The 26,548-nt window shown below is 70.8% G+C and carries 24 protein-coding genes; 16 read left to right on the top strand and 8 right to left on the bottom strand.

What is annotated here, in order from left to right; genetic code table 11:
• Positions 1-266: 266 nt before the first annotated feature.
• The 4 genes from ASG87_RS16110 to ASG87_RS16095 all read right to left on the bottom strand — a co-directional run bounded on the left by ASG87_RS16110 (position 267) and on the right by ASG87_RS16095 (position 3,730).
• A complete protein-coding gene (locus ASG87_RS16110; protein ID WP_056007557.1) occupies positions 267-1,631 on the bottom strand; it encodes a DEAD/DEAH box helicase in 1,365 nt (454 codons plus the stop codon).
• Positions 1,632-1,770: 139 nt separating this feature from the next.
• Positions 1,771-2,433 (bottom strand): class I SAM-dependent methyltransferase, encoded by a 663-nt coding sequence (locus ASG87_RS16105; RefSeq protein WP_056007554.1) that lies wholly within the window; start codon positions 2,431-2,433, stop codon positions 1,771-1,773.
• A 139-nt stretch (positions 2,434-2,572) separates the two neighbouring features.
• Positions 2,573-2,887, bottom strand: a complete 315-nt coding sequence (locus tag ASG87_RS16100; RefSeq protein ID WP_056007551.1) for an EF-hand domain-containing protein — start codon at positions 2,885-2,887, stop codon at positions 2,573-2,575.
• Between the two features lie 330 nt (positions 2,888-3,217).
• Complete coding sequence (locus ASG87_RS16095) at positions 3,218-3,730, bottom strand: hypothetical protein (protein ID WP_157511132.1); 513 nt, start codon at positions 3,728-3,730, stop codon at positions 3,218-3,220.
• A 180-nt stretch (positions 3,731-3,910) separates the two neighbouring features.
• Here ASG87_RS16095 and ASG87_RS16090 point away from each other — a divergent pair, with 180 nt between their 5' ends.
• The 7 genes from ASG87_RS16090 (at position 3,911) to ASG87_RS16060 (ending at position 11,266) form a co-directional block, all read left to right on the top strand.
• Positions 3,911-5,143, top strand: a complete 1,233-nt coding sequence (locus ASG87_RS16090; RefSeq protein WP_056007545.1) for an MFS transporter — start codon at positions 3,911-3,913, stop codon at positions 5,141-5,143.
• 50 nt (positions 5,144-5,193) lie between these two features.
• Positions 5,194-5,679: a peptidylprolyl isomerase gene (locus tag ASG87_RS16085; RefSeq protein ID WP_056007543.1), complete on the top strand. Its 486-nt coding sequence runs from the start codon at positions 5,194-5,196 to the stop codon at positions 5,677-5,679.
• Between the two features lie 91 nt (positions 5,680-5,770).
• Entirely contained in the window at positions 5,771-7,066 is a 1,296-nt protein-coding gene (gene argH, locus ASG87_RS16080) for an argininosuccinate lyase (protein ID WP_056007540.1), read from the top strand.
• Positions 7,067-7,130: 64 nt separating this feature from the next.
• A complete protein-coding gene (locus ASG87_RS16075; RefSeq protein WP_056007537.1) occupies positions 7,131-7,865 on the top strand; it encodes a DUF3348 domain-containing protein in 735 nt (244 codons plus the stop codon).
• Positions 7,849-9,942 (top strand): DUF802 domain-containing protein, encoded by a 2,094-nt coding sequence (locus tag ASG87_RS16070; protein ID WP_056007534.1) that lies wholly within the window; start codon positions 7,849-7,851, stop codon positions 9,940-9,942. The genes ASG87_RS16075 and ASG87_RS16070 overlap by 17 nt, the downstream gene beginning before the upstream one ends.
• A complete protein-coding gene (locus tag ASG87_RS16065) occupies positions 9,939-10,583 on the top strand; it encodes an OmpA family protein (RefSeq protein ID WP_056007531.1) in 645 nt (214 codons plus the stop codon). The genes ASG87_RS16070 and ASG87_RS16065 overlap by 4 nt, the downstream gene beginning before the upstream one ends.
• On the top strand, positions 10,580-11,266 hold the full coding sequence (locus tag ASG87_RS16060) for a DUF2894 domain-containing protein (protein ID WP_056007528.1): 687 nt from the start codon (positions 10,580-10,582) through the stop codon (positions 11,264-11,266). The genes ASG87_RS16065 and ASG87_RS16060 overlap by 4 nt, the downstream gene beginning before the upstream one ends.
• Before the next feature lie 879 nt (positions 11,267-12,145).
• Here the strand turns inward: ASG87_RS16060 and ASG87_RS16055 are convergent.
• From ASG87_RS16055 to ASG87_RS16040, 4 genes are all read right to left on the bottom strand, one after another.
• Positions 12,146-12,385, bottom strand: coding sequence for a YdeI/OmpD-associated family protein (locus ASG87_RS16055; RefSeq protein WP_056007525.1), 240 nt, complete (start codon positions 12,383-12,385; stop codon positions 12,146-12,148).
• 122 nt (positions 12,386-12,507) lie between these two features.
• The gene (kynU, locus tag ASG87_RS16050) at positions 12,508-13,788 is read right to left on the bottom strand and encodes a kynureninase (protein ID WP_056007523.1); all 1,281 of its coding nucleotides are present in this window, start codon (positions 13,786-13,788) and stop codon (positions 12,508-12,510) included.
• Between the two features lie 63 nt (positions 13,789-13,851).
• Complete coding sequence (locus ASG87_RS16045; RefSeq protein WP_056007520.1) at positions 13,852-14,385, bottom strand: hypothetical protein; 534 nt, start codon at positions 14,383-14,385, stop codon at positions 13,852-13,854.
• 23 nt (positions 14,386-14,408) lie between these two features.
• Positions 14,409-15,431, bottom strand: a complete 1,023-nt coding sequence (locus ASG87_RS16040) for an amidohydrolase family protein (RefSeq protein ID WP_056007517.1) — start codon at positions 15,429-15,431, stop codon at positions 14,409-14,411.
• 131 nt (positions 15,432-15,562) lie between these two features.
• Between ASG87_RS16040 and ASG87_RS16035 the strand changes: the two genes are divergently transcribed.
• The 9 genes from ASG87_RS16035 (at position 15,563) to tssG (ending at position 26,475) form a co-directional block, all read left to right on the top strand.
• Positions 15,563-18,355 carry a serine/threonine-protein kinase gene (locus ASG87_RS16035; RefSeq protein ID WP_056007510.1) on the top strand — a complete coding sequence of 931 codons (2,793 nt, stop codon included), beginning with the start codon at positions 15,563-15,565 and terminating at the stop codon, positions 18,353-18,355.
• A gap of 22 nt (positions 18,356-18,377) precedes the next feature.
• Positions 18,378-18,938 (top strand): ECF-type sigma factor, encoded by a 561-nt coding sequence (locus ASG87_RS16030; RefSeq protein ID WP_235499672.1) that lies wholly within the window; start codon positions 18,378-18,380, stop codon positions 18,936-18,938.
• Positions 18,939-19,553: 615 nt separating this feature from the next.
• On the top strand, positions 19,554-20,069 hold the full coding sequence (gene tssB / locus ASG87_RS16025) for a type VI secretion system contractile sheath small subunit (RefSeq protein ID WP_056007505.1): 516 nt from the start codon (positions 19,554-19,556) through the stop codon (positions 20,067-20,069).
• A 4-nt stretch (positions 20,070-20,073) separates the two neighbouring features.
• Positions 20,074-21,567 (top strand): type VI secretion system contractile sheath large subunit, encoded by a 1,494-nt coding sequence (tssC, locus tag ASG87_RS16020; protein WP_056007502.1) that lies wholly within the window; start codon positions 20,074-20,076, stop codon positions 21,565-21,567.
• A 152-nt stretch (positions 21,568-21,719) separates the two neighbouring features.
• Positions 21,720-22,223 (top strand): type VI secretion system tube protein Hcp, encoded by a 504-nt coding sequence (locus ASG87_RS16015; RefSeq protein ID WP_056007499.1) that lies wholly within the window; start codon positions 21,720-21,722, stop codon positions 22,221-22,223.
• Between the two features lie 62 nt (positions 22,224-22,285).
• Positions 22,286-23,077, top strand: a complete 792-nt coding sequence (locus tag ASG87_RS16010) for a type VI secretion system accessory protein TagJ (protein ID WP_056007497.1) — start codon at positions 22,286-22,288, stop codon at positions 23,075-23,077.
• 19 nt (positions 23,078-23,096) lie between these two features.
• The gene (gene tssE, locus ASG87_RS16005) at positions 23,097-23,600 is read left to right on the top strand and encodes a type VI secretion system baseplate subunit TssE (RefSeq protein ID WP_056007494.1); all 504 of its coding nucleotides are present in this window, start codon (positions 23,097-23,099) and stop codon (positions 23,598-23,600) included.
• A 2-nt stretch (positions 23,601-23,602) separates the two neighbouring features.
• Positions 23,603-25,489, top strand: a complete 1,887-nt coding sequence (tssF, locus tag ASG87_RS16000) for a type VI secretion system baseplate subunit TssF (RefSeq protein WP_056007491.1) — start codon at positions 23,603-23,605, stop codon at positions 25,487-25,489.
• The gene (tssG, locus tag ASG87_RS15995) at positions 25,453-26,475 is read left to right on the top strand and encodes a type VI secretion system baseplate subunit TssG (protein WP_056007488.1); all 1,023 of its coding nucleotides are present in this window, start codon (positions 25,453-25,455) and stop codon (positions 26,473-26,475) included. The genes tssF and tssG overlap by 37 nt, the downstream gene beginning before the upstream one ends.
• Positions 26,476-26,548 lie beyond the last annotated feature (73 nt).

The raw sequence follows: 26,548 nt of genomic DNA, 5'->3' as shown, positions 1-26,548 counted from the left end.
CTTCGCGGCTCAGCGAATACCAAGGCACTGGATTCCTGCTTTCGCAGGAATGACGGGTGGTGGAGGGATGACGCGAGTTACTTGCGTTGCCCGCGCGGTATTCCGGACTGTGGTCTCGGCCAACCACCATGCCGTCACCCCAGCGGAGGCTGGGGTCCAGTGCCTTCGGGGCAGGTGACTTCGCAGTTCTAGCAAACTCCAAGGCACTGGATTCCCGCTTGCGCAGGAGTGACGGGTCAGTGGGAGCGGTCGGATCGCCCTCGGCTTCAGTGCGCCTGGCCGGCGCCCTGGCCGCGGCCGCCACGGCGCCGGCCGCGGCTGCGGCCCGCGTTGTTGCCGTTCGCGGCGGCGGCAGCGCCGTTGCCGCCACGGTTGCCGCCGGTGCGGCCGTGGGCAGGCTGCCCGCCGTGGCCGTTGCCGCCGCGCGCCGGACGCGGTGCGCTGGACTGCCGCTGGCCCTGCTTCGGCCGGGGTGCGCCGGCATCCAGCCGCAGCGGGGCCGACGGCTCGTAGCCGGCCACGTCGGTGATCGCGATGTCCTGGTCGAGCAGCTTGCGGATGTCGCGCAGCAGGCCGGACTCGTCGTGGCTGACCAGCGACACCGCCAGGCCCTCGGCGCCGGCGCGGCCGGTGCGGCCGATGCGGTGCACGTAGTCCTCGGCCACCATCGGCAGGTCGTGGTTGATCACGATCGGCAACTGGTCGATGTCGATGCCGCGCGCGGCGATGTCGGTGGCCACCAGCACGGTGACGCGGCCGCTCTTGAAGTCGCTGAGCGCGCGGGTGCGCGCGTTCTGGCTCTTGTTGCCGTGGATCGCCGCGGCGCGCATGCCGGACACTTCCAGGAACTTCACCAGCTTGTCGGCGCCGTGCTTGGTGCGGCTGAACACCAGGCTCTGCCGGCGGCTGTCCTGCGACAGCAGGTGCAGCAGCAGGTCGCGCTTGCGCGAGGCGTCGACCGGGTGCACGCGGTGGCTGACCAGCGGCGCCACGGTGTTCGGCGGGGTCACCGAGACCTCGCGCGGGTCGCGCATGAAGTCCAGCGCCAGCGCCTTGATGGGCGGGGCGAAGGTGGCCGAGAACAGCAGGGTCTGGCGCTGCTTCGGCAGCGCGCCGAGGATGCGCCTGATCGCCGGCAGGAAGCCCATGTCGAGCATGCGGTCGGCCTCGTCCAGCACCAGCACCTCGATGCCGGAGAGGTCCACGCTGCGCTGCTGCATGTGGTCGATCAGGCGGCCGGGCGTGGCGATCACCACGTCCACGCCGCGGCGCAGCACCTGCACCTGCGGGCCCATGCCCACGCCGCCGAAGATGGTGGTGCTGCTGACGCGCAGGTGCTTGCCGTAGTCGCGCAGGTTTTCGTGCACCTGGGCGGCCAGCTCGCGGGTGGGGGTGAGCACCAGGGCGCGCGGGCGACGGGTCTGCGTCTCGCGGCCCTGCGACATCCTCTGCAGCAGCGGCAGCGCGAAGGCGGCGGTCTTGCCGGTGCCGGTCTGCGCGGCGGCCAGCACATCGCGGCCTTCCAGCACCGGCGGGATGGCGCCGGCCTGGATCGGGGTGGGTTCGGCGTAGCCCTGTTCGGCGAGCGCACGCAGCAACGCGGGCGCGAGGCCCAGCGATTCGAAAGACATGGAACGACTCCTTGAGGCAACCCGGAGCGTTCTTTCAGAACCGCGTTGCAGTGTTTCGGGGAAAGGGGCGGCGAGTGCCGCCGGCGCGCAGTATAGCCGGTCCGCGGCCCGCCGTATGCCCCCGGTGCGGATGGCCGGTTCAGGCCGGCCGCGTCGCCACGACCAGGTAGCTGTTGAACGGGGTGTAGCCCCATAGCGGCGCGATGCGCAGGGCGAGCCCGGCTTCGCGCAGCGGCGCCAGGATCTCCTCGGCCGAGGGATAGTGGGTGGGCAGCCTGCGCATCCAGCCGGAGGCGTGCAGCAGGCGCTCTTCCAGCACGGTGGCGTGGAAGCGCCAATGCCGCTCGCGCAGCACGTTGCGGATCACCAGCCGGCCGCCCGGCACGAGGCAGCCGGCGAGCAGGGCGAGCAGGGGCGCCTGCCGCGCCGCCGGCAGGTAGTGCAGCACGTCGAGCAGGGCGACGTGGCCGCGGAAATCCGCCAGCCCGGCGACGTCGGCGCGCCGCAGTTGCAGCGTGTTCCCGGCCTGCCCCGCGGCATGCAGGCCCGCGGCGATCTTGCGTTCGTCGTGATCGATGCCGAGGTAGCCGTGCAGCACGCCGCAGGCATCCAGGTAGTGGCCGAGCAGGCCCATGCCGCAGCCCACGTCGAGCAGGGGCAGCGGCAGCGCGGTGGCGAAGGCTTGCGCGGCCGCGGCGTACAGCGGGTCGCCGGCGAGCTTGTTGCGCACGTAGCAGCGTTGCGAGCGGGTCGCGAAACGCGAGGCGATGCGTCGGTGGGCGCGGCGGTCGAGGCGCGTCATGCGGCGGCGGGACTCCTGGCAAGCGTCGTTCGCAGGCTCCCGTTGTAGCACGCCATGCGCCGCCGGCACGCGGACCGGCCTTCCGTGGCCGGGTGGGCGCGGGCCGGACCGGCGCGGGTCCAGGCCGGTGCGCCGACGGTCAGTGCGCCTGTCCCGGCGCCTTCGGGCCGGTGTAGGCGCCGTACTCGTCGGGTGTCAGGAGCCCGTCGTGGTTGAGGTCCGCATCGTTGAAGTGCATCCGCAGATCCCGCAGGCTTTCCACGTCCTTCGGAATGTCGCTGCGGTCGAGATAGCCGCGATGCGCCTTGTCGAGGTCGCCGAAGCCGGGCACCTGGACCTGGTTGGTGGTCGGGGTGGCGGGCGTCATCGTCGTGGGCTGCGGCTGCTGGGGGGGAGGGCTTTGCGGTGGAGCCTCCTGTGCGCCGGCGGCGGCCAGCGGCAGGCCGAGCAGCATTGCGAGTGCGTGGCATCGGAAACGTAGGCCTTGCATGAGAGCCTCCTGGGGGTGGGGGAGGGCAAGTGTCGCGGCAGGGCCGTGGCCGGGCCGTGAGCGGAGTGTTGGATGCGCGCAAATCCACGCGTCGGCGTGCATGCCGCGCGCTTGCGCCATCGCACTGTATTCGCATGGGCACGCCACGGTATCGGGTCGTGGCGCGACTATCCGACAGGGGAAAGCGCGAACCCTCCGGTCATTCCCCGGACGGCAGCGGCCAGGTTCGCCGTGGCCCGGTAGCGACGCGATGTCGCCTCGCTCGGCCCGGCGAATGGATGCAAGGCGCGGCGGTTAGTTTGCGCCGGGCTTTCCGGTGGACGGTTTGCTCCGCTTTCCCGGTGTCGATGGGCGCCGTGCGGACACCTCGGTTTCGGACGACGCCTGCCGCGACGTGAGCGCCTTCAGGTCCTGGACGGTTTCGGGCGGGGCGACGTCCATGAAGTCGGCGAACTCCGAATAGGACAGGCGCATGTCGCGGTCGCGGTCGTAGTGGCCGAAGTCCGCGCGCAGCACGCGCAACTGGGGCGGGAGCTCCGAACGTTCGAGCCGGCCGTTGCCGTTGGCGTCGAGGGCCAGGAAGATGTCGGTCATCAATTGCGAAGTCACGCCCCGGGCCTGGCTCATGCTCTCCAGCTCCCGGCGGGTCAGGGCATCGTCGCGGGTGGCCTCGGCGCGGTCCCGAAGCTGCTCCATCTTTCCGACGCTCACGCCTTTCTGCGGGTGGTCCTGCGCGGCGGCGGACATGCCCAGCGACAAGCCTGCAAGGATCGCGGCGAATAGCCACGAAGATCGGTGCGCCGTCATGCCTGTCCCCCTCGAACTGCAGTTTGCGAGCGCCTCGCGGCGGGCCGGCGCCGGGTCGTTCCGGAGCGGCCCATGGATGACCGGGACTGTGCAGCGGCCGATTCGGTAATGTCAACTGTCGCCGGGCAAGCCGCCGGAGAGGCTGGCATGCTTGCGTCGCCCATCCCGACGGAACCGCCCATGACCCTCCTGTCGCCCTTGCGTGAGCTGGACCACGCGCAACGCCATACCGTGCTCGCCAGCTTTCTCGGCTGGACCCTGGATGCGTTCGACTATTTCCTGCTGACCTTCGTGATCGTGGCGATCTCGAAGGAGTTCGGGGTGGAGAAGGCCGAGGTCACCTATGGCCTGTTCCTGACCCTGGCGGCGCGGCCGCTCGGCGCGCTGCTGTTCGGCCGGCTGGCCGACCGCTTCGGGCGCCGGCCGATCCTGATGATCGACGTGATCCTGTTCTCGGTGTTCGAACTGGCCACCGCGTTCGCGCCTTCGCTGACGGCCCTGCTGGTGCTGCGCTTCCTGTTCGGCATCGCGATGGGCGGCGAGTGGGGCATCGGCGCATCGCTGGCGATGGAGTCGATCCCGCCGAAGACGCGCGGGCTGGTGTCGGGCCTGCTGCAGAGCGGCTATCCCTGCGGCTTCTTCCTCGGTGCGCTGGCGAACTGGCTGCTGGTGGACCACATCGGCTGGCGCGGCCTGTTCGTGGTGGGCGCGCTGCCGGCGCTGCTGGTGCTGTACATCCGCCGCAAGGTGCCCGAGTCGCCGGTGTGGCGGGAGCATCAGCGGAACGGCCCGCGGCCGGGCGTGCTCGAATCGATGCGCGGACACTGGAAGCTGGCGCTCTACCTGATGCTGCTGATGGCGGCCTTCAACATGTTCAGCCACGGCTCGCAGGACATGTACCCGACCTTCCTGCAGACCAACCTGCAGATTCCCGCCGGTTCCGGCACCGCCTTCCTGCTCACCGCGCTGCTCAACCTCGGCGCGCTGGCGGGCGGGCTGTATTTCGGCGCGCTGTCGGAGCGCATCGGCCGGCGCAGGGCGATGGTCATCGCGGCGCTGCTGGCGATCCCGGTGATCCCGCTGTGGATGTACGGCGGCTCGCTGCTGCTGCTCGGGCTGGGCGCCTTCCTGATCCAGGTGATGGTGCAGGGCGCCTGGGGCGTGGTGCCGACCCACCTGAACGAGCTGGCGCCGGACCACGTGCGCGGCACCCTGCCGGGCTTCGCCTACCAGATGGGCAACCTGCTGGCCGCGATCACCGCCACCGCGCAGAGCTGGATCGCCCATAGGCACGGCGGCGACTTCGCCTTCGCCATGTCGCTGTGGATCGCCGCGGTGGCGGTGGTGCTGGCGGCGCTGGCCTGGCTGGGGCCGGAGGCGCGCGGCGTGGGCTTCGGCCGGTCCCGTTCCTGAGCGGGACGCTGGTAGAATCCGCCGTTTGCAACCCGACGACGAGACAGGCAATGAAGGCTGGCAAGGACAAGGTCATCTCCCTCCACTACACGCTCACGGTGGACGGCGAGAAGGTGGAGAGCTCGCGCGACCGCGACGAGGCGCTGTGGGTGCTGCTCGGCCACGGCCAGCTCATCCCGGGCCTGGAAGCCGCGCTGGAAGGCCGCGAGGCGGGCGAGTCGCTGCAGGCGGAGATCGCCCCGGCCGACGGCTACGGCGAGCGCCAGGAGGGCATGATCCAGCGCGTGCCGAAGAAGTATTTCCAGCAGGCGGCCAGGCTCAAGCCGGGCATGACCACGGTGCTGGCGCTGAAGGAAGGCGGCCACCGCGTGGTGGTGGTGCACAAGGTCGGCATGAGCACGGTCGACGTCGACCTCAACCACCCGATGGCCGGCAAGACGCTGCACTTCGACGTCACCGTCAACGAAGTGCGCGACGGCACCGAGGAAGAGATCAAGCACGGCCACGCGCACGCGCCGGGCGCCGAGGCGCACTGAGCGCGGCGCGGTTGCGCGACGACGGCGCCGCAGGGCGCCGTCGCCGTCTTCCCCGGCACGACAGGCTCAACTCCATGCGCAGGACACGTCCATGACCCAGCCGCTGTGGCAAAAATCCGACGTCAAGATCGACGCCCGCATCATGCGTTTCCTCGCCGGCGACGACGTGCTGCTGGACCGCGAGTTCTTCCTGCACGACATCGCCGCCAGCAAGGCGCACGTCGAGGGGCTGGCCAACATCGGCGTAGTGAGCGCCGACGAGGCCGCCGCCCTGAAGCGCGAGCTGGACGCGCTGGCGGCCGATTTCGCCGGCGGCGCCTTCGTGCTGGACGACCGCTACGAGGACGGCCACTCGGCGATCGAGGCGCGCCTCACCGAGCGCCTCGGCGATGCCGGCCGTCGCGTGCACACCGGGCGCAGCCGCAACGACCAGATCCTGGTCGCCACGCGGCTGTGGCTGAAGGACAAGCTGGCCGAGCTGCAAACGCATTGCCGCGCGATCGCGCAGGTCTGCCTGGAGCGCGCCGCGCAGCCGGCCGTGCCGCTGCCCGGCTATACGCACCTGCAGCGCGCGGTGGTGTCGTCCACCGCGATGTGGTTCGCCGGTTTCGCCGAGGGCTTCATCGACAATACGCTGCGCGCCAGGCAGGTCGCGGAGCTGATCGACGCGAACCCGCTCGGCACCGCGGCCGGCTACGGCGTGAACCTGAAGCTCGACCGCGAGCACACCACCCGGGCGCTGGGTTTCGCGCGGATGCAGGTGTCGCCGGTCTACGCGCAGTTGTCGCGCGGCAAGTTCGAGATGGCGGTGCTGGAGGCGATCGGCGGTGCGCTGCTGGACCTGCGCCGGCTGGCCTGGGACCTGTCGCTGTTCACCACCGCCGAGTTCGGTTTCGTGACGCTGCCGGCCGAGTACACCACCGGCAGCTCGATCATGCCGAACAAGCGCAATCCCGACGTGGTGGAACTGCTGCGCGCCAGCTACGCCAGCGTGGCCGCCGCGCGTTGCGAGATCGAGCAGTTGCTGTCGCTGCCCTCGGGCTACCAGCGTGACCTGCAGTTCTCCAAGGGCTCGCTGTTCCACGGCGTGAGGCACGGCTTGGCCGCGCTCGAACTGGTGCCGGACCTGCTGGCGCGGATGCGCTGGAACGAGGCGGCGATGCGCGCGGCGATCGAGCCGGCGATGTACGCCACCGACGTGGCGATCGAGCAGGCCGCCGCCGGCGTGCCGTTCCGCGACGCTTACCGCGCGGCCGCCGAGGCCGCAGGCGCGGCCGGGCAGGGCCGCACGCCGGAGGCCAGCCTCGCCGCGCGCGTGTCGCCGGGGGCCGGCAACGACCTGCGCCTGGATGCGCTGCGCGAGCGGCTGGACCGGCTGGACGCCTGAGCGGAGGGCGGCATGGTTGCGCTCGATCCGCATGTAAACTGCTGTTTTTTTTGACTCCCGCCGCATGGTGCAAGCTCCCCGGCCTACGCTCGAAGGCCCGTCGTTCATCCGCCTGCTGGCCCGCCTCGCGGGCGCCGGCATCCCGCAGTCCGGCCCGCCGCTGTCGGACCGGCTGAGCCAGTGGCTCGACTGGAACCGTGCGATCGCCCTGTCCACGGCGCTCGATGCCGGGCTGCCGGCCGCGGATGATCCCGGCGTGCCTGCCGCGGCCGGTGCCGAGGAGGAGGAATGCGCGCGGGTGCGCGCCTCGCTGGCGCAGGCGATTGCCGGCGATCCCGGGTCGCCGCCCGCGCGGCAACAGGCGGGCGGCGCATCCGGCGGGGAGGACGGCGAGGCGGACTACGCGGCCTTCCGCGAACGCTACCTCGCCATGCAGCGCGCAATGCTGACGGCCACCGGCAGACTGCGCGGGCGCCTGCGCGACCGGCTCGCCGCGGAGCCGGGCGAGATGGCCCGGCTCGCCGCGGTGGACGCCGCGATGGAGCAGGCGCTGAGTCCGCGCGAGCAGACCTTGCTGGCCGCCATGCCGGTGCTGCTCGGGGGGCATTTCGAGCGGCTGCGCCAGGCTGCGCGCGAGGCGCCGGCCGGGAGCGCACCGGGCGCGTGGCTGGAGGCGTTCCGCAAGGACCTGCGCGATGCCTTGCTCGCCGAACTGGACGTTCGTTTTCAACCGGTCGAAGGCCTGCTCGCAGCGCTTCGCACCCGCCAACCGAGAAGTGACGTTGAAGAATCTGCTTAATCTTGCCGTGTTCACCGTGGGCTTCGCCGCCGTGTGCTGGATCGGCGCGGGCTACGTCGGCTCCAACCCGCTGGGCGCGGCCGTCGCGGCGGTGATCGGCGCGTGCTACGTCGCCGGCGGCATGGAACTGCACCGCTACCGGCAGGCCACGGCCACGCTTGTGCGGGCCGTGGCGGACGCGCCGGCGGCCTCCTCCGGCCTGGGTGACTGGCTCGCGCGCCTGCATCCCAGCCTGCGCAACGCGGTGCGCCTGCGCATCGAAGGCGAGCGCGCGGCCCTGCCGGCGCCCGCGCTGGCGCCGTACCTGGTCGGGCTGCTGGTCCTGCTCGGCATGCTGGGCACGCTGCTGGGCATGATGGCGACCCTGCGCGGCACCGGCCTGGCGCTGGAAAGCGCCACCGATTTGCAGGCCATCCGCGGCTCGCTCGCCGCCCCGGTGAAGGGGCTTGGGTTCGCGTTCGGCACCTCGATCGCGGGCGTGGCGACCTCGGCCATGCTCGGCCTGCTTTCCGCGCTGTGCCGGCGCGAGCGCCAGCATGCGGTGCAGGCGCTGGACGCGGAGATCGCCACGACCCTGCGCGTCCATTCGCAGGCGCACCGGCGCGAGGAAGCCTTCAGGCTCCTGCAACGGCAGGCCGAGCTGATGCCGGCTCTGGTCGACCGCCTGCAGGCGATGACGGCGGCGATCGAGCGGCAGCATCTCGCCGCGGGCGAGCGACAGGCCGCCAGCCACGACGCCTTCCATGCCCGCGCCGAGGCGGCCTACACGCACCTGGCCGCGTCGGTGCAGCAGTCGTTGAAGGAAAGTGTGGCCGAAAGCGCGCGCGCCTCCGGCGCCCTGCTGCAGCCGGTGGTGGAAGCCACCATGGCGGGGCTGGCGCGCGAAACGGCGACGCTGCGCGAGACGGTCGCGCAGGCGGTGCAGCGGCAGCTCGACGGCCTTGCGGCGGGCTTCGGGAACGCCGCCGCGAACGCGGCGGATCTCTGGAACAAGGCGCTGGCGGAGCAGTGCCGGTCGAACGAGACCGCGGCGGAGGACCTGCGCGGCACGCTGGCGGGTTTCGCCGACACCTTCGAGCGGCGCTCGACGGCCCTGCTGGATGGCGTTTCCGCGCGCCTCGACGCCACCGCGGGCGGCATGGCGCAGGCCTGGAACGACGCGCTGTCCCGCCAGGCCGCCGCCAACGACGGCCTGGCCGCGCGCAACGAGCAGGCGCTGGCGACGGCGGGTGCCGCCTTCGAAGAACAGGCGGCCTCGCTGGTGCGCGTGGTGCGCGAATCGCATACGGAGTTGCAGGCGGCGCTCGAAGCGCGCGACCGGGAGCGGCTGGCGGCCTGGACCGGATCGTTCGATTCGATGGCCACCGCGCTGGCCGGGCAGTGGGCGCAGGCCGGCGAGCAGGCCGCGAGCCGGCAGCAGGACATCTGCGACGCGCTGGCACGGACCGCGGGCGAGATGTCCGCGCAGGCGCAGGCGCACGCCGGCGAGACCATCGCGGAAATCTCGCGGCTCGTGCAGGCCGCGTCGGAAGCGCCGAAGGCGGCCGCCGACGTCGTCGCCGAGCTGCGCCAGAAACTCTCCGACAGCATGGTGCGCGACACCGCGATGCTGGAGGAACGCAGCCGCCTGCTCGCCACCCTGGAAACCCTGCTCGACGCCGTCAACCACGCCTCCACCGAACAGCGGCAGGCGGTCGACGCGCTGGTCGCCACCTCGGCGGACCTGCTGGACCGCGTCGGCACGCGCTTCACCGGGCACATCGAGGCGCAGACCGGCAAGCTCGACGCGGTGGCCGCCCAGCTCACCGGCAGCGCGGTCGAGGTGGCGAGCCTGGGCGAGGCGTTCGGCGCCGCCGTGCAACTGTTCGGCGGCTCGAACGAGGCGCTGATGGAGCGCCTGCAGCACATCGCCGAGGCGCTGGACCGCTCGGTCGCGCGCAGCGACGAGCAACTGGCGTACTACGTGGCGCAGGCGCGGGAAGTCATCGATCTGAGCCTGCTGTCGCAGAAGCAGATCATCGAGGACATGCAGCAGCTCGCCGGGCGGCAGGCATCCGCCGGAGCTGAAACGGCATGAGCGACGAGATCGAGGCCGGCGCGGAATCGACGGCGCCGATCTGGGCCGCCTTCGGCGACCTGATGTCGGTGCTGCTGGGCGTGTTCGTGCTGATCCTGGTGGGCGCGATCGGCATGCAACTGCAGCTCTCGCACCGGCTGGAGGAGGCGGTGCGCCAGCGGCAGCTCGAGGCGCAGCGGCGCATGACCCTGGAGCAGGCGCTGGCCGGCCCGCTGGCGGCCGGCCGGGTGACCCTGGTCGACGGCCGCATCGGCATCCGCGGCAGCGTGCTGTTCGCGCTGAATTCCGACCGGTTGCAGCCCGAGGGGCGCGAGGTGCTCAAGAGCCTCGCCGGCCCGCTCGCCGGCTACCTCCGGTCGCGCGACGAGATCCTGATGGTGAGCGGCTTCACCGACGACCGCCAGGTGCGCGACGGCAACCGCCAGTTCGCCGACAACTGGGAGCTGTCGGCCGAGCGCGCGCTGACCGTCACCCGCGCGCTGATCGCCGAGGGCGTGCCTTCCTCGCTGGTGTTCGCGGCCGCCTTCGGCGCCGAGCAGCCGGTCAGCTCGAACGCCGACGAAGAAGGGCGGGCCAGGAACCGGCGCGTGGAGATGGCGCCGATGCCGAAACCGTCGGCCGCGAAAAGCGGCGCGCCATGAGCCGCCGGACCGGCCGCCGCGAGGCAAGCCACGGGCTCTGCGCGCGGGCGAGGCTGGACGCGTGGCGCGGCCAGGGCGCCGACCGCCTGGACCCGGTCCGCTTCCATTTCATCGATGCGCTGGAGCGGCGCGCGGCCGGCCACGACGGTGCGGCGCGCAAGCTGCTGGACGCGCGGCTGGCCGGGCTGCTGGAAACCTACGCGGCCGACCTCGAACGGACCGGCGCCGTGGACGGCCGTGCCCGTGGCGAAGCGGCGCCGGGCGTTCCCGCGCGCGGCGCGCTTGGCGACCTGGTCGATTACATCGCCCGGCAGGCGGCGCGCGACGGCACCCGCGCCGAGGCCGGCCCGACGCTGCGCCGTGCGTCGCCGACCGGGCCGGAGGCGCTCGGCGAGCTCAGGAAAACCTGGTCGGAGCTTCGCACCGGGAGCCAGTTGCGCAAGTCGCTCGAACAGGTGCCCGCGAATGCCGGCCCGCTCAACTCGGGCAGCCTCGTGCACCGCTCGCTCACGCTGATGCGCGAGCTGTCGCCCGGATATCTCCAGCAGTTCATGGCGTACGTCGATGCCTTGTCGTGGATGGAGCAGGTGGGCGGCAACGCACCGGCCGCCGTTCACGACGGAGGCCAGCCGGCGAGCGCCAGGAAGCGCACCCGGAGCAGGCCGCGCGCGCCGCGAAGCTGAGAGCCTGTTCAAAGGCTCTTGGGTATTCCCTGCGAAGCGTCATCCCAGCGGCTTTCAACGGCCGCAGGGCCGGTCAGGCAGGAGGCGCTTTTCAACAGCAGCCGAAGGGCTGGTCATCCAGCGACTTTCTTCCCCCAGGACCTAGAGGCACTGGATCCCAGCTTGACCGGCCCTTCGGCCGTTGAAAGCCGCTGGGATGATGCTTCGCAGGGGAATGCTTGGGAGACTGGGTAGGGGAATACTNTGGGAGACTGGAATCCCCTCGCGCTCCCCGCTCGTCATTCCTGCGAAAGCAGGAATCCAGCGATTTTCCCTTTCCCCAGAACCTCAGAGGCACTGGATTCCAGCTTTCGCTGGGATGACGCCCCGTAGGGGAATACCTGGGAGACTGGAATCCCCTCGCGCTCCCCGCTCGTCATTTCTGCGAAAGCAGGAATCCAGCGACTTTCCCTTCCCCAAGACCTGGAGGCACTGGATCCCAGCTTTCGCTGGGATGACGTCCNCTGGAATCCCCTCGCGCTCCCCGCTCGTCATTCCTGCGAAAGCAGGAATCCAGCGACTTTCCCTTTCCCCAAGACCTCAGAGGCACTGGATGACCAGCCCTTTGGTTGTTAAGCGCCTTTTGCCTGACCGGCCCTGCGGCCGTTGAAAGCCGCAGGAATGAAGCGCGGGGAGCGTGAGGAGGGCTCTGGTTCGACAGGGAGACCTTGAACAGGCTCTGAGGGAAGGTGCGTCTGCGGCGTTCGTCATGGATCGCGCACTGCGTCCAGGGCGGGCGGCGCGGGATTTCGCCAAGGCGACGATGCGTACCATACGCCGGGCAGGCGGTGTATCGCCGGCCGCGTATTGCCGGCGCGCGAGTCCGGCGCGGGTAAAGGGTCAGTCCCGCGTCCGGCCGCCGGACCAGTCCATGTTCATGTACTTCTTCCCGCCGCGCAGTTCCGAAAGCATCTGGTCGAGCCGCTTCCGCCGGGTGGCCTCCTGCCTGGCGCGGCCGATCCACCCGAGATAGTCGTTACGCTGGTACGGCGGGCGGGCGTCGTAGGCGGCCATCAGGCCGTGCGCGTCGAGCGCCTCGCGGACGTCCGGCGGCATGGGGTTCGTTTCGCGCTTCGGCATCGGATTTTTCGTGATGGCCGTGGCGGCTCCCGGCGCAGGTACAGGCCCGCGGCTTTAGCGTGATTCGCGACCGGCGGATGGAGGAACGCCGGGTCGTTCCGCCGTGGCAGCGGGCGACCCGGTCAACGCGCGCGATGCCACGCCTGCACCGCCTCGGCGAAGGCCAGGCAGTCGGCGAAGCGGTTGTACAGCGGCGCGGGCGAGATGCGGATCACGTCGGGCTCGCGCCAGTCGCCGATGACGCCGTGGGCCATCAGGTACTCGAACAGCGCGCGGCCGCGCTCGCGGCCGCCCTGCACGCGGATGGAGAGCTGCGCGCCGCGGCGTTCCGGCTCGGCCGGCGTCACCACCTGCAGCACGTCGGCCAGTTGCGTCTGCACCAGCCACTCCAGGTAGCCGGTGAGCCTGAGCGACTTCTCGCGCAGCGCGGCCATGCCGGCGCGGCGGAAGAGCTGCAGCGACACGCGCAGCGGCGCCAGCGCGAGGATCGGCGGGTTGGAGAGCTGCCAGCCGTCGGCGCCGGGCGTGGCGTGGAAGTCGGGGCCCATCTGGAAGCGGGTGGTCTTGTCGTGCCCCCACCAGCCGGCGAAGCGCGGCAGCGCGGCCTGCGCGTGGCGCTCGTGCACGAAGGCGCCGCCGACCGCGCCGGGGCCGCTGTTGAGGTACTTGTAGCTGCACCAGATGGCGAAGTCGGCGCCGCTGTCGTGCAGTTGCAGGGGCAGGTTGCCGACGGCGTGGGCGAGGTCGAAGCCCACCGTGCAGCCGTGCCGGTGCGCGCAGGCGGCGATCGCGGCGAGGTCGAACGCCTGGCCGGTGCGGTACTGCACGCCCGGCAGCATCACCAGGGCGACGCGCGCGCCGTGCTCGGCCAGCGCCCGTTCGATCGCCTGCATCGAGGTGGTGCCGTTCGGCTCGTCCGGCTGCAGCTCGATCAGGTCGGTGGCCGGGTCGAAGCCGTGGAAGCGGATCTGCGATTCGACCGCGTAGCGGTCGGTGGGGAAGGCGCCGGCCTCGATCAGGATGGCCGGGCGCTCCCGGGTCGGGCGGTAGAAGCTCACCATCATCAGGTGCAGGTTCACGCCCAGGGTGTTCATCGCCACCACTTCGACGGGCCTGGCGCCGACCACCGCGGCGAGGTCGTCGCGCACGAACTCGTGGTAGTCCATCCACGGCAGGCGGCCCTTGAAGTGGCCTTCCACGCCCAGTTCGCCCCAGTAGTCCAGCTCGGCGCCCACCGCGTCGCGCACGGCGCGCGGCTGCAACCCCAGCGAGTTGCCGCAGAAGTAGTGGCAGTCGCCGCCTTCGTGCGGCGGAATCAGGAACTCGTCGCGGAACGCGCGCAGCGGGTCGGCGGCGTCCTGGGCCCGGGCCCAGGCGGTGGTGGCTTCGAACGGCAGGGGCATGGAGGGTTCCGGAAACGGGCGGCGCGGTCGCCGCTGGAGGGCTGCGGGAACGGTCGGGCGCGACTACTTCAGGCGTGCGGCGATCGCTGCGCAGCCCTGGTCGAAGGCGGCGCTCCAGGCCGGGCCGGCCTGGCTCTGCGCCGGACGCACGCAGCGCAACTGGACCGCATGGTTGCCCTTGAACCAGTAGCTCTCGCTGTAGCTGAATTCCACGTCGTTCTCGCGCGCCGTATAGGCGTAGCTGTTGGGGCCGGCGGTGTTGCTGACCGCCTGGACCGGCCGGTAGCCGGCCAGTTGCTGCGCCTTGGCGCTGGCGCTGCCGGCGTACTGCTGGAAGTCGTTGACGTCGGCGACCTGCTTCACCGTCACGGTGACGCGGGCGAGGCTGTTGCTCGCGGTGGGCGAGGGGTCGGGCACCTGGAACACGCGCACTTCCGGGTCGCCCTGGGTCTCCATGATGCCGAGCCAGTTGTCCGGCGTGCTGAAGGTGACGCTGCCGCCGGCCATGCTGACCTCGGTGGCGTGGGCGACGCCGGCCAGCAGCAGGGCGCCGAGCAGGGTGGTGCCGATCGAGCCGGTGGTACGCAAGAAACTCATGCCTGCTCCTGGAAAAGGTGGGTTCAACGTGCCTGCCGCGGCGTGAAACGGTGCTCGGGCAAGCCCAGCCATTCCAGCGCGGTGCGGTGGAACAACTGGGCGCGGTCGGCCTCGCCCAGTCCCAGCGATTCGATGCCGCTGCCGGGGTGCTGCTCGCCCAGCGGGAAAGGATAGTCGGTGCCGAGCATCACGCGGTCGACGCCGGTCACATCCAGCAGATAGCGCAGCGCCTGCGGGTCGTGCACGCACGAGTCGAAGTACAGCCGCTTGAGGTACTCACGCGGGTTGCGCGGGTTGTCGGTGGCGACCAGGTCGGGGCGCATGCGGAAGCCGTGCTCGATGCGGCCGATCGTCCACGGGAAGCTGCCGCCGCCGTGCGCGAGCATCACGCGCAGCTTAGGCAGGCGCTCCAGCACGCCGCCGAAGGCGAGGCAGCAGGCCGCGCGCGACTGCTCGGCCGGCATGCCGACCAGCCACGGCATCCAGTACTTGGGCATGGTGGGGGTGCCCATCATGTCCCACGGGTGCACCAGCACGGCGGCGCTGAGGTCGGCGGCGGCCTCGAAGAACGGGAACAGCTCGGGCGCGTCCAGGTTCCAGTCGCCGCAGTGCGAGCCGATCTGCACGCCCTGCAGGCCCAGCTCGTCGATGCAGCGCTCCAGCTCGCGGATCGCCAGCGCCGGCGCCTGCAGCGGCACCGTGCCGATGCCGGCGTAGTGGCGGGGATGGTCGCGGCACATGCCGGCCATGTGGTCGTTGAGGTGGCGGTGCAGCTCCAGCGCCTGGTGTCCGGGCGCCCAGTAAGAGAACAGCACCGGCACGGTGGAGATCACCTGCACGTCCACGCCGAAGCGCGCGTAGTCGTCGATGCGCGTCTGCGGATCGAAGGCGGAATCCCACACCTCGCGGAAGAACTTGCCGTCCTTGTAGATGCGGTGGCGCCCGTCGGTGTGCGTCATCACCGGAAAGCGGTCGTCGCCGTACTTCGCCGCCAGGTTCGGCCAGTCCCGGGGCAGGATGTGCGCGTGGGTGTCGATCTTGAGCATCCCGGGAGTGTAAACCCAGTCGCCGCCGCGGTAGGCGGGGCGCCCATGCCGGGAGGCACGAAAGCCGCTGCAAAGCCGCTCGGGCTATACTGCCGCGCTGACGCTGGCCCGGCGTCAATGCAGGGGGTGGCATGAACGAGACTCGCAGGCGGCGCTATGCGCTGGCGAAGCCCATCGCATGCGCGGCGCTCGACATGGATACGGCCGAGCGCGACCGCTACGTCGCCGCCAGTTGCGGCGGCGACGCGAGCCTGCGCGACGAGGTGCGCTGGCTGATCGAGGCGGCCGACGTCACCGGCGACGCCGGCCTGCTGCCGCTGCCCCCGGAAGAAACGGCCGACGCCAGCGGCTCGCGGGTGACCGCGGGCAGCAGCCGCTACCGCATCCTGCGCCCGCTGGGCGAAGGGGGCATGGGCGTGGTCTACCTGGCCGAACGCGTACTCGACGAGAACACCCCGGACGAGGTGCGCCAGCCGGTCGCGCTGAAGTTCCTCAATGCCGGCCGCGCGGTGCCCGGCCTGCAGCGGCGCTTCGCCGAGGAGCGCCGCATCCTGGCGACGCTCAGCCATCCCGGCATCGCGCACCTGATCGACGGCGGCAGTACCCTCGACGGCCGGCCGTTCCTCGCGCTGGAGTACGTGGAAGGCGAGCGCATCGATACGTGGTGCGAGCGCAGGCAGCTCTCGCTGCGCGAGCGCGTGCAACTGTTCCTCAAGGTCTGCGCCCCGGTGCGCCATGCGCACCAGCACCTGGTGATCCACCGCGACATCAAGCCGGCCAATATCCTGGTGACGCCCGACGGCGAGCCGAAGCTGCTGGATTTCGGCATCGCCCGGCTGCTCGACCAGGCCGGCATCGCCGCCGAGCGGACGATGACCGCGCAACGTGCGCTGACGCTGGCCTATGCCAGCCCCGAGCAGGTACGCGGCCGGCCGCTGGGCACGGCCGCGGACGTGTGGTCGCTGGGCGTGGTGCTGTACCAGTTGCTGTGCGGCGCGCGGCCGTTCGACGGCGGCGAGGAGGATTCGCCGCTGGACCTGTCCAACGCCATCGTGACCGGCCAGCCGCTGCCGCCGAGCCGGCGCCTGCGCCGCGCCCGGCCGGCGCAGGCGCCGCGACAGGTGCCCGCCGACCTTGACGCCATTGTGCTGAAGGCGCTGCGCTGCGATCCGGCCGAGCGCTATGCCAGCGTGGACCACCTGTGCGCCGACCTGCGGCGGTTCCTGGCGCTGCGGCCGGTGCAGGCGCGGCGCGGGCGCCACTGGTACCGCGCCAGGCTGTTCATGCGCCGGCACCGGTTCGGGCTGGGCATGGCCGCGCTGCTGGTGCTGATGCTGGCCGGCGCCGTCGCGCAGCGCGAGGTGCAACTGCGCCAGGTCGAATCCGAGCGCGACAAGACCCAGGCGATCGCCGGCTTCATGCGCGAGCTGTTCGAGAACGCCGACCCCACCCATGCGCGCGGCAGCCACGCCACCGTGCGCGAGGTGCTCGACCGCGGCGCGGCGCAACTGCTGGAGCGCCGCGGCATCGAGCCGGCGGTGCGGGTCAGCCTGCTGCTGTCGATGGCGCGCTCGTACAACCAGCTGAGCCTGGGCGGGCAGGCGATCCCGCTCCTGCTCAAGGCGCGCGAGCTGCAACGCGGCTACGACGCCGGCGTGCTGGAGCGCGGCGAGGTGATGGCTGCGCTCGGCCGCGCGTACTCGACGGTGATCGACCTGTCCTCGGCGATCCCGGCCGACCGGCAGGCCATCGAGTTGCTGTCGAAGGCGCCGGGCGACCACGCCGACGAGATCCTGCGGGTGCGCATCAACCTGCTGTACAACCACCTGGGCGTGCTCGACGTGCCGCTTGAGCGGATTTCCGGCGAGATCGGGCGGATCATCGCCGAGCTGGAAGCCAGCCCGCGGCCGAACCGCGAACTGCACCTGCAGGCGCTGGCGGTGCTCGGCATGGCGCAGGCCACCGAGGGCAAGGATGCGGCCGCGATGGCCACCGCCCGCCGCGCGCTCGACGAGGCGGGCAAGCTCTACGTCCACGACGATCCGATGCTGATCTACTACCGCTTCACCCTGGCGCTGGTGTCGATGCGGGCCGATCCGGCCGGCGCGGTCGGCATGTACCGGCAGGCGATCGACGACTACGACCACATGATCGGCACGCCGGGCCCCGGCCTGGCCGGCCTGCTTTCCTATTTCGGCAGCGCGCTGGGACAACTGGGGCAACCGGCGGACGCCGTGCAGGCGCTGGAGCGCGCGCTGCGCATCGCCGACGGCTTCGCCGCCAGCTCGCCGGACTTCTACCTGGGCACGCTCAATACGCTGGCGCAGCAATACCTCGAACTCGGCCGCGGCAAGGAGGCCGCGGCATTGCTGGAACCGCGCCTGCGGCAGCTGCGCGAGCGGGTCGCCAGCCGCTCCGCCTGGGCCACGACCAATGCCGCCGATGCATTCAACGTGCTCGGCGCGGTTGCGCTGCAACAGGGCAGGGCCGGCGATGCGGCGCGGGCCTTCCACGAGGCGCAGGCATACCTGGGCTCGCGCGAGCGGCAGGTGGCGCCGGACAGCTATGCGGCCAGCCTGGCCGGGCTGGGCGAAAGCGCGCTGGCGGCCGGCCGGCTCGACCAGGCCGCGCAATGGCTGGCGGCGCTGCAGGCGTTCAACCGCGACAACAAGGCGACGTCGCCGGGCGCCCCGGCGCTCGACGCCGCCCTGCTGGCGGCGCGGCTGGACATCGCGCGCGGCGATTTCGCCGAGGCAGGCCAGCTGGCCGCCGCGAACCTTGGGCCGGCCGGCACGCGCTGGGGCGAGTGCAGCCGGCGCGCGATGGCGCTGCGCCGGCTGGAGCGGACAGCCCGCGCCAGCGACGCCCGCGCGGAACCGGCGTCGACCGCCTGCGTGGCCGGCTCCGCCGTGAGCATGCGCTGATGCGGAGCCGCCGATGAACCGCATGGATACCCCCTCCGAAGTCACCCGCCTGCTGCATTCGGCGCAGGCGGGCGACACGGCCGCGATGGACGAGGCGTTGCGCCAGATGTATTCCGCGCTGCACCGGCTGGCCGGCGCGCAACTGCGCCAGAACAGCAGCGAACGGACGCTCAGTGCGACCGCGCTGGTCAACGAGGCTTACCTGAAGGTGTTCGGCGGCAACGGGGCGCCGGCCTGGGAAAGCCGCGGACACCTGCTGGGCGTGGCCGCGCGCGCCATGCGCGAGGTCCTGGTGGATGCGGCGCGGCGCCGGCGCGCCAGCAAGCGGCCGCAGGAGAACGACCGCATCGAGCTGTCCGAGATCTCCGGCGCGCTGACTCCGGAGGTCGACTACGCCGCCCTGCTCGAAAGCCTGGAGGCGCTGGAGCAGATCGACCCGCGCCAGGCCAACATCGTCTCGATGCGCTTCTTCGTGGGCCTGAGCGCCGAGCAGATCGGCGCGGCCATGGGCATCTCGCCCGCGACGGTGCAGCGCGAATGGCGCCTCGCCCGCGCTTGGCTGCAACGCGAGCTGCAATCGTAGGAATCCGTCCGAAACCCGCGGTATCTCCCCTTTGGCGGGTGTCTCCCCTTTGGCGGGTATCTCCCACTTGAAGCGTCATCCCAGCGAAAGCTGGGATCCAGCGCCTCCTTTTTGGCATTACGTCACTGGATCCCAGCTTTCGCTGGGATGACGTTCCAGTAAGTTACCTGGAGATCGTGGGCCGGCTCTGACGCACCATTTCCCGCCGCGTCCCGTTTCATTCCGCCACGTCTCGCATACCGTCCGGCCCCGCCAGGTCCCGTCCCGGCAAGTCCTGTCCCACCCGACGCGCATGCGCCGGACGGGCGGGCGTTTCCGGCTTTCCGGCGGGCGCGGGAACGGGCGTCGCCGCTTAATGAACGAACGCTGAATCTTTGTCCCGCGCGGGTGACCGGTTCCGTCGCCGCGCTGCGCACTAAGTCGATGGAAAGGCTTTCAACCGAGCCCGCGGCATGACCGGCGGGCGGTGTCGTGCGTGAAGGGGGAAGGGGCCTACGCCAGTACTCGCATCGAATCGAACAGGCATTCGCGGCCGATCCGCCGCCGGCGCCCGCGCGCCGGCGGGAGTCCCGGCCGCATCCGAAAACCGGCTGATCTTCTCCAAGGAGACATCGCATGGCCAAACAAAGCAGCCAGAAATTCATCGCGCGCAACCGCGCCCCCCGCGTGCAGATCGAATACGACGTCGAGGTCTACGGCGCCCAGAAGAAGGTGCAGGTGCCCTTCGTGATGGGCGTGATGTCCGACCTGTCCGGCGCGAACGCCGGCGAACTGCCGCCGGTCGAGGACCGCAAGGCGCTGGAGATCGACGTGGACAACTTCGACAGCCGCCTGCAGTCGATGAAGCCGCGCGTCTCCTTCGCGGTGCCCAACACGCTCACCGGCGAGGGCAACCTCAACGTCGACATCACCTTCGAGAGCATGGACGACTTTTCGCCTGCGGCCGTGGCGCGCAAGGTCGGCGCGGTGGCCAAGCTGCTGGAGGCGCGCACCCAGCTCGCCAACCTCGGCACCTACATGGACGGCAAGGCCGGCGCGGAAAAGCTGATCGCGCAGGCGATCAACGATCCGGCGCTGCTGCAATCACTGGTGTCGGCGCCCAAGCCCGACGACGGCAAGGACGGGGAGTAAGCACATGGCAACCGAGAACCTGGCCGAACGCGGCGGCGCGGTCGAGACCGTCGAAGCCGGCGACTTCGCCGCGCTGCTGAGCAAGGAATTCAAGCCCAAGAGCGACCGCGCGAAGGAAGAGGTGGAATCCGCCGTCCGCACGCTCGCCGAGCAGGTGCTGAGCCGGTCGGACATCGTCTCCGACGACGTCACCCAGACCATCAACGCCTACGTGGCCGAGATCGACCGCAAGCTCAGCGAGCAGATCAACCAGATCATGCACCACGCCGATTTCCAGAAGCTGGAAAGCGCCTGGCGCGGCCTGCACCACCTGGTCAACAACACCGAGACGGATCAGCAGTTGAAGATCCGCGTGATGAACATCTCCAAGAAGGACCTGGGCAAGACCCTCAAGCGCTACAAGGGCACCGCCTGGGACCAGAGCCCGATCTTCAAGAAGATGTACGAGGAAGAGTACGGCCAGCTCGGCGGCGAGCCGTACGGCTGCCTGGTCGGCGACTACTACTTCGACCACAGCCCGCCCGACGTCGAACTGCTCGCTGGCATCGGCCAGGTCGCCGCCGCCGCGCACGCGCCGTTCATCGCCGCGGCCAATTCCTCGCTGATGGGCATGGAGAGCTGGAACGAGCTGTCCAACCCGCGCGACCTGGCCAAGATCTTCTCCACGCCGGACTACGCCGCGTGGCGCTCGCTGCGCGAGTCGGACGACGCCAGGTACCTGGCGCTGGCGATGCCGCGCACGCTGGCGCGCCTGCCCTACGGCGCCAGCACCAACCCGGTGGAGGAGTTCGCCTTCGAGGAGGACACCGCCGGCGCCGATTCGTCCAAGTACACCTGGCAGAACGCCGCCTACGCGATGGCGGTGAACATCAACCGCTCGTTCAAGGAATACGGCTGGTGCTCGCGCATCCGCGGCATCGAGTCCGGCGGCGCGGTGGAAGGGTTGCCGACGCACACCTTCCCCAGCGACGACGGCGGCGTGGACATGAAGTGCCCCACCGAGATCGCCATCACCGACCGCCGCTCGGCGGAGCTGGACAAGATGGGCCTGATGCCGCTGGTGCACCGCAAGAACTCGGACATGGCCGCCTTCATCAGCGCGCAGTCGCTGTGCAAGCCGGACGAGTACGACGATCCGGACGCCACCGCCAACGCCGCGCTCGGCGCGCGCCTGCCGTACATGTTCGCCTGCTGCCGCTTCGCGCATTACCTGAAGTGCATCGTGCGCGACAAGATCGGCTCGTTCAGCGACCGCGAGCAGATGCAGAACTGGCTGACCAACTGGGTCATGCAGTACGTCGACGGCGACCCGGCCAACTCCAGCGAGGAGACCAAGGCGCGCAAGCCGCTGTCGGCCGCCGAGGTGGTGGTCGAGGAAGTGGAAGGCGCGCCGGGCTACTACACCTCCAAGTTCTTCCTCAAGCCGCACTACCAGCTCGAGGGCCTGACGGTGTCGCTGCGGCTGGTCTCGCGCCTGCCGTCGGCAGCGAAGGCCTGACGTCCACGACCGGACGGCGGCGCCCGCTTCGGGTCGCCGGCCGGGTCGATGCGCCGAGGCGGAAATCCACCAGCAAGAAGACACGGCCGACGACCGGCGACGGAGCCCGTCGTCGGTCCGGGCATCCACACGAGACGTAGGGAGAAGGTTTCATGGCATTCGACATGCACATCAAGTTCGGCGCCGGCAAGGTCAAGATCGAGGGCGCGTCCAACCACAAGAAGCACAAGGGCGAGGTGCCGATCCTCGCCTGGTCGTGGGGCGTGAGCAACAGCGGCGACCTGCATACCGGCGCGGGCTCGGCCAGCGGCGGCAAGGCGCACGTGCAGGACATCTCCATCACCAAGTACGTGGACGGCTGCTCCAACGCGCTGCTCGACGCCTGCTGCACCGGCGGTCGCGTGGAACAGGCGTGGCTGTACATCACCAATGCCACCGGCGAGCAGACCGACTTCCTCACCATCGAGCTGTCCGAAGGCGTGCTGGTCACCTCGGTGTCCACCGGCGGCAGCGGCGGCGAGGACCGGCTGACCGAGAACATCACCCTGCACTTCGGCAAGTTCAAGTACTCGTTCCAGCCGCAGGACGACAAGGGCGGCGCGAAGGGCGGCGCCAAGGAGTTCACCTTCGACATCCAGGGCGTGGCGAAGGCCTGATCCCGGCCCGAGCACGCAAACCCCGCAGCCCTCGTCCCGACCCATCCAGGACCGCCCGAGCCATGACATCCGAAACCATGTTGAAGGAAGGACGGCTGGACGAGGCGCTGCAACTGCTCGTCCAGCAGGTACGCAAGAACCCGGCGGACGCCAGGAGCCGGGTCTTCCTGTTCCAGTTGCTGGCCCTGCTGGGGCAGTGGGAGCGGGCGCAGGACCAGCTCAAGGTGTGCGGCGAGCTGGACCCGTCGAACGCCCTGATGGCCGGCGCCTACGGCGTGGCCCTGCGCGGCGAGCGCGAGCGGATCGAGGTACTGGCCGGGAGGCAGGTGCCGCGGGTGATCGGCGAGCCGGCGCAGTGGCTCGCCTTGCTGTTGCAGGCTTTGAAACTCCATGCCGAAGGCCGCTACGAGCCGGCCGCGGCCTTGCGCGAACAGGCTTTCGAGCAGGCCGAGGCGGTGAGCGGCAGCATCGACGGCGTGCCGTTCGAATGGATCGCTGACGCCGACCCGCGCTTCGGGCCGTGCCTGGAGATGGTGGTCAACGGCGGTTATGCCTGGGTGCCGTTCGCGCGCCTGAAGGAACTGAAATTCGAGGCGCCCACCGACCTGCGCGACAAGGTGTGGGCGCCGGTGCAGGTGACCTGGGCCAACGGCGGCCAGGCGGTGGGCTTCGTGCCCTGCCGCTACCCCGGCTCCGAGCGGGCCGAGGACGGCGCGGTGGCGCTGGCGCGCCGCACCGACTGGGTCGACCTGGGGCACGCCTGCCAGGTGGGCTACGGCCAGCGCATGCTGGCCACGGATGCAGGCGACTATCCGCTGCTGGACGTCCGCGTCATCGCGTTCGACGGCACCTGAGCGGGACGGCGGGCGGGCCATGGCCGAACTGACCACCCTGGAGCGGCTGCAACCGTCGCTGCTCGACCGGCTGGTCGACGACGAGCCGTCGCGCACCGAGGAGAGCCGCGAGAAGCGCGTGATCTCGGCGACGCGCCTGCGCGAGTGCGTGACGCGCGACATGGCGTGGCTGCTGAACTGCGTGAACCTGGCCGCCGTCGAGGATCTCGACGACTACCCGGAGGTCGCCCGCTCGGTGCTCAACTTCGGCATCCCCGACCTCACCGGCACGGTGCTGGCCGGCGTCGACGCCAGCGTGCTGCAGCGCCAGATACGGGAGGCGATCCTCGCCTACGAGCCGCGGCTCACCGCCGGCACGCTGCGGGTCACGGTCAACGTCGATCCATCGCGGATGGACCGCCAGTCGCTGGCCTTCAACATCGAGTCGGAGATGTGGGCGCAGCCGATCCCGCTCAATCTCTACCTGAAGACCGAGGTGGACCTGGAGACGGGCAAGTTCAACGTATCGGAAAGTTTCGGCTGACCATGGACCCCCGCCTGCTGCGCTACTACAACCGCGAGTTGCAGCACGTCCGCGAGATGGGCGGCGAGTTCGCGCGCGAGTACCCGAAGATCGCCGGGCGCCTGGGTCTGGAAGGCTTCGAGTGCGCCGACCCCTACGTGGAGCGGCTGCTGGAAGGCTTCGCCTTCCTGGCGGCGCGCGTGCAACTGAAGCTGGACGCGCAGTACCCGGTATTCACCCAGCACCTGATGGAAATGGTCTATCCGCATTACCTGGCGCCGGTGCCCTCGATGGCGGTGGTGCAGATGCGGCCGGACCTGCGCGAGAGCGCCCTGGTCGCCGGGCATACGGTGCCGCGCCACACGGCGCTGCGCGGCCTGGTCGCGCGCGACGACCGCACCGCCTGCGAATACCGCACCGCGCACGACGTTACGCTGTGGCCGCTGGAGCTGGCCGAGGCGAAGTATTTCGAGAGCCCCGCCGCCATCGCGGCCGCGGGCGTGCCGATCCCCGCCGGCAAGCCGGTGCGCGCGGGGCTGCGGCTGAAGTTCGCGGTCACCGCCGGCGCGCAGGCGAACATGCTGGCGCTGGACGAGCTGCCGGTGTTCATCGCCGGTGCGGACGAACTGCCCAAGCGGCTGTACGAGCAACTGCTCGGCAATGCCGTCGGCTACGTGGTGCGCGCCAAGGGCGCCGGCGGCGGCGCGATCGCCGAGCACTTCGAGGCCGGCGCGATCCGCGCCAAGGGCTTCGACGATGACGAGGCGCTGCTTCCCTACGGCGGCCGCTCGTTCAGCGGCTACCGCCTGCTGCAGGAATACTTCGCCTGCCCGGAGCGCTTCCTGTTCGCGGTCTTCACCGGCCTGCGCGCCGCGCTGGCGCGCTCGCAGGGCAGCGAGTTCGAGATCGTGGTGCTGTTCGACCGCAGCGTCGCGCGCCTGCACAACGCGGTGGACGCCGGCAATTTCCGCCTGTTCTGCACGCCGGCGGCCAACCTGTTCCCGCGCCGCGCCGACCGCATCCACCTGCAGCAGGGCAAGGCCGAGTACCACGTGCTCGCCGACCGCACCCGGCCGATGGATTTCGAGATCCACAGCATCGACGAGGTCGACGGCTTCGGCGACCGGCAGGAGCCGGAGCAGCGCTTCCAGCCGTTCTACGGCGGCGACGAGCGCACCTGGCACAGCGGCGGCGCCGCGTACTACACCGTGCGCCGCGAACCGCGCCTGCTGTCGGCGCGGCAGAAGCTGCACGGCGCGCGCTCCAGCTACGTCGGCAACGAGATGTTCATCGCGCTGGTGGACGCCAACGACGCGCCGTACTCCACCCGGCTGCGGCAGATCGGCATGCGGCTGCTGTGCACCAACCGCGATCTGCCGTTGCAGATGCCGGTGGGCAAGTCGCATACCGACTTCACGATCGAGGCCGGCGTGCCGGTGGAATCGGTGCGCTGCGTCGCCGGCCCGACCAAGCCGCGCGCCCCGGTGGCCGGCGGCGAGACCGCCTGGCGCCTGCTGAGCCACCTGCAACTGAACTACGTGTCGCTGCTTGGCGACGGCGGCGAGGACGGCGCCGCCGCGCTGCGCGAGATGCTGACCCTGTACTGCGACGAGTTCGACTCCGGCGCGCGGCGGCAGATCGAGGGGGTGAAGGCGGTCGCGGCCCGGCAGGTGGTGCGGCGCATCCCGGTGCCCGGGCCGATCGCCTTCGGCCGCGGGCTGGAGATAACCCTGACCTGCGACGACGGCGCCTTCGAGGGCGCGGGCACCTTCCTGCTGGGGTCGGTGATGCAGCATTTCTTCGCGCGCTACGTCTCGGTGAACTCGTTCACCGAGACCGTGCTGCGCACCCTGGAACGCAACGAGGTGGCGCGATGGCCGGCACGGCTCGGCAAGCGGCAGATCCTGTAGCGCTGCAGGAGGCGCTGCGCGCGAGCCCGGAGGACTTCGAGTTCTTCGAGGCCGTGCGCCGGCTCGAATGCGCGTTCCCCGGCCGGCCGCGGCTGGGCCGCTCGACCAAGCCGTCGGAAGACTTCGTGCGCCTGTGCCAGACGCCGTCGCTGGCGTTCGCGCCGCGCATGGTCGACCGCTTCGAGGCCGGCGGCGACGGCCGCCCCGCGCGCATGCACGGGCTGTTCTTCGGCCTGTTCGGGCCGAACGCGCCGCTGCCGCTGCACCTGACCGAATTCGCGCTCGACCGCCAGCTCAACGCGAAGGATCCGACCCTGGTCGCCTTCGCCGACGTCTTCCACCACCGCATGATGAGCCTGTTCTACCGGGCCTGGGCCGACGCGCAGCCGACCGTGCAGCTCGACCGCCCGGACGAGGACCGCTTCCGGCTGTACGTCGGCGCGCTGATCGGGCTCGCCACGCCGCACCTTGACGGGCGCGACGCGCTGCCGGACTCGTTCAAGCGCTTCTTCGCCGGACGCCTGCTGCCGCAGGCGCGCAACGCGGAGGGCCTGCGCAGCCTGTTGCAGCACTTTTTCCGCGTGCCGGTGCGGGTGGTCGAGTTCGTGGCCGAGTGGATGGGGCTGCCGGCGTCCTCGCTCCTGCGCCTGGGGCGCTCGCGCGACGTCGCCGCGATGGGCCGCACCGCCGTGCTCGGCCGCTACGTGCGCGGTTCGCAGCACCGCTTCCGGCTGCGCATCGGGCCGCTGGACCGGGCCCGCTTCAACGATTTCCTGCCCGGCGGCGGCGCGCTCAAGCAACTGACGGCGGCCGTCGGCGCGTACCTCGGCGAGGAGATGGCCTGGGACGTGCAGTTGGTGCTGAACAAGGCCGAGGTGCCCGTCACGCGGCTGGGCCGGGCCGGCCGCATCGGGCTCACCACCTGGATGGGCCGGCTGCAGCGGGACGCCGACGCCGACCACGTCGTGCTCAGGCCGGCGGGGTAGGGCATGGCGGCGAAGCGCTCCCGCACGTTTCCCGCGCCGCTTCCGCGCAGGCGGAATCGCGGCGTTCCGGCTG

It is taken from the genome of Frateuria sp. Soil773 (assembly GCF_001428405.1).
Taxonomy (GTDB): Bacteria; Pseudomonadota; Gammaproteobacteria; order Xanthomonadales; family Rhodanobacteraceae; genus LMSL01.
Note: the sequence above shows the minus strand (reverse complement) of the source record. Positions and strands in the feature narration are given on the sequence as shown.

Excerpts from the sequence above, each read along its gene's own strand:
- ASG87_RS16110 (WP_056007557.1), bottom strand. The coding sequence starts at position 1,631 with ATGTCTTTCGAATCGCTGGGCCTCGCGCCCGCGTTGCTGCGTGCGCTC.
- ASG87_RS16105 (WP_056007554.1), bottom strand. The coding sequence starts at position 2,433 with ATGACGCGCCTCGACCGCCGCGCCCACCGACGCATCGCCTCGCGTTTC.
- ASG87_RS16100 (WP_056007551.1), bottom strand. The coding sequence starts at position 2,887 with ATGCTGCTCGGCCTGCCGCTGGCCGCCGCCGGCGCACAGGAGGCTCCA.
- ASG87_RS16095 (WP_157511132.1), bottom strand. The coding sequence starts at position 3,730 with ATGACGGCGCACCGATCTTCGTGGCTATTCGCCGCGATCCTTGCAGGC.
- ASG87_RS16090 (WP_056007545.1), top strand. The coding sequence starts at position 3,911 with ATGACCCTCCTGTCGCCCTTGCGTGAGCTGGACCACGCGCAACGCCAT.
- ASG87_RS16085 (WP_056007543.1), top strand. The coding sequence starts at position 5,194 with ATGAAGGCTGGCAAGGACAAGGTCATCTCCCTCCACTACACGCTCACG.
- argH (WP_056007540.1), top strand. The coding sequence starts at position 5,771 with ATGACCCAGCCGCTGTGGCAAAAATCCGACGTCAAGATCGACGCCCGC.
- ASG87_RS16075 (WP_056007537.1), top strand. The coding sequence starts at position 7,131 with ATGGTGCAAGCTCCCCGGCCTACGCTCGAAGGCCCGTCGTTCATCCGC.
- ASG87_RS16065 (WP_056007531.1), top strand. The coding sequence starts at position 9,939 with ATGAGCGACGAGATCGAGGCCGGCGCGGAATCGACGGCGCCGATCTGG.
- ASG87_RS16060 (WP_056007528.1), top strand. The coding sequence starts at position 10,580 with ATGAGCCGCCGGACCGGCCGCCGCGAGGCAAGCCACGGGCTCTGCGCG.
- ASG87_RS16055 (WP_056007525.1), bottom strand. The coding sequence starts at position 12,385 with ATGCCGAAGCGCGAAACGAACCCCATGCCGCCGGACGTCCGCGAGGCG.
- kynU (WP_056007523.1), bottom strand. The coding sequence starts at position 13,788 with ATGCCCCTGCCGTTCGAAGCCACCACCGCCTGGGCCCGGGCCCAGGAC.
- ASG87_RS16045 (WP_056007520.1), bottom strand. The coding sequence starts at position 14,385 with ATGAGTTTCTTGCGTACCACCGGCTCGATCGGCACCACCCTGCTCGGC.
- ASG87_RS16040 (WP_056007517.1), bottom strand. The coding sequence starts at position 15,431 with ATGCTCAAGATCGACACCCACGCGCACATCCTGCCCCGGGACTGGCCG.
- ASG87_RS16035 (WP_056007510.1), top strand. The coding sequence starts at position 15,563 with ATGAACGAGACTCGCAGGCGGCGCTATGCGCTGGCGAAGCCCATCGCA.
- ASG87_RS16030 (WP_235499672.1), top strand. The coding sequence starts at position 18,378 with ATGGATACCCCCTCCGAAGTCACCCGCCTGCTGCATTCGGCGCAGGCG.
- tssB (WP_056007505.1), top strand. The coding sequence starts at position 19,554 with ATGGCCAAACAAAGCAGCCAGAAATTCATCGCGCGCAACCGCGCCCCC.
- tssC (WP_056007502.1), top strand. The coding sequence starts at position 20,074 with ATGGCAACCGAGAACCTGGCCGAACGCGGCGGCGCGGTCGAGACCGTC.
- ASG87_RS16015 (WP_056007499.1), top strand. The coding sequence starts at position 21,720 with ATGGCATTCGACATGCACATCAAGTTCGGCGCCGGCAAGGTCAAGATC.
- ASG87_RS16010 (WP_056007497.1), top strand. The coding sequence starts at position 22,286 with ATGACATCCGAAACCATGTTGAAGGAAGGACGGCTGGACGAGGCGCTG.
- tssE (WP_056007494.1), top strand. The coding sequence starts at position 23,097 with ATGGCCGAACTGACCACCCTGGAGCGGCTGCAACCGTCGCTGCTCGAC.
- tssF (WP_056007491.1), top strand. The coding sequence starts at position 23,603 with ATGGACCCCCGCCTGCTGCGCTACTACAACCGCGAGTTGCAGCACGTC.
- tssG (WP_056007488.1), top strand. The coding sequence starts at position 25,453 with ATGGCCGGCACGGCTCGGCAAGCGGCAGATCCTGTAGCGCTGCAGGAG.